The organism is Rhodococcus sp. CX (assembly GCF_015865005.1).
Classification (GTDB): domain Bacteria; phylum Actinomycetota; class Actinomycetes; order Mycobacteriales; family Mycobacteriaceae; genus Rhodococcus.
On sequence record NZ_JADZGH010000032.1, the window covers coordinates 1 to 1,047 of the forward strand.

Below are 1,047 nucleotides of genomic sequence, written 5' to 3' on the forward strand. Positions count from 1 at the left end.
AGTGGGCACTTTCGTTGAGCACAAGCGAGCACCTTCGCTGAGCCGCATCACCAGCTCGCCGAGAAGGTTGTAGGTACCGACCCGCTCGGCATCGAGTCGACATCGGAAAATCAAGCAGACAAGATCGCCGAAATGCTGGCGGATCTGGAGGGTGGCAGCGAACTGTATGCGGTCTACCGGTACCTCTGTGGCTTCACCCACGCCTCTCCCACGCTGACCGACCAATACCTCCATTTGGACGAGTCTCCTGGATCAATCGGATACGGATTCGACCCTCATCCCCCGGAACTCGACAGAGCGCCCCACATCCGCTTCGTCGCGTCATCGATGCTGTGGGCGCTCTCTGCGGTCCGGTTCATCCTGAAGGACGGAAAGACCCTCCGGTCCGACCTCCGCAACGCGGCCAGGGAACTGGGGATACGCCCCGATCTCCAACTCACCGCCAAGGCCCTCGCGAGGCAGAACGGACACGTGTGGGGAGGGAATCGGAAGCCCACCGACAAGACGGTCCGAACCGCGGCCAAGGCCAAGGGCCTGTACTACGCACATAGTCCAGGCACAGCGACGGACGTTCCCCTGCATCACATCTGGTTACGGAGTGCGAGCCCAGCGGCCGTCTCGACGTTTTCCACCCTCGACGAAGCCGCCGCGTACGTGTCGTCCTTCCCTGAGCCCGTTAGTTGATGCCGTACCACCGCGGGACCGGCCAATCCGGAGCGTCCCGGACCCCATCCCACCGACTCCGCGGGCTGACCGCGCGCAGCATCAGTTGCAACGCGGCAGCGTCGTCGAGCTGTGCCACCTGGTCGTCGTCCAGCTCGGGGAGTGTCCGGGCCGGCACCTCCAGGCCGGCGGTGATGTCGTCTCCCGGTCTCTCGAAGACCATCGTGGTCGCCGCGGCCATGATCTCGTGGTTGACGCTTCGGGTCTCTTGTTCGTCGAGTTGATAATCGCCGCGGTAGCGCAGGCCGGGGTGGAACATCACCAGCAGGTGCTGCGGGTTGAGGGGGTAGAGCACGACCGCGCTGCTTCCTACCCCGTGCATGG

The 1,047-nt window shown here is 64.1% G+C and carries 2 protein-coding genes; both read right to left on the bottom strand.

What is annotated here, in order from left to right:
• Positions 1–201, bottom strand: a 201-nt coding sequence (locus I0Q12_RS31755; protein WP_231609883.1) for a hypothetical protein, incomplete at its 3' end; no start/stop codon positions are given.
• A gap of 475 nt (positions 202–676) precedes the next feature.
• A partial coding sequence (locus tag I0Q12_RS02780; protein ID WP_231609884.1) for a hypothetical protein occupies positions 677–1,047 on the bottom strand: 371 nt, incomplete at its 5' end.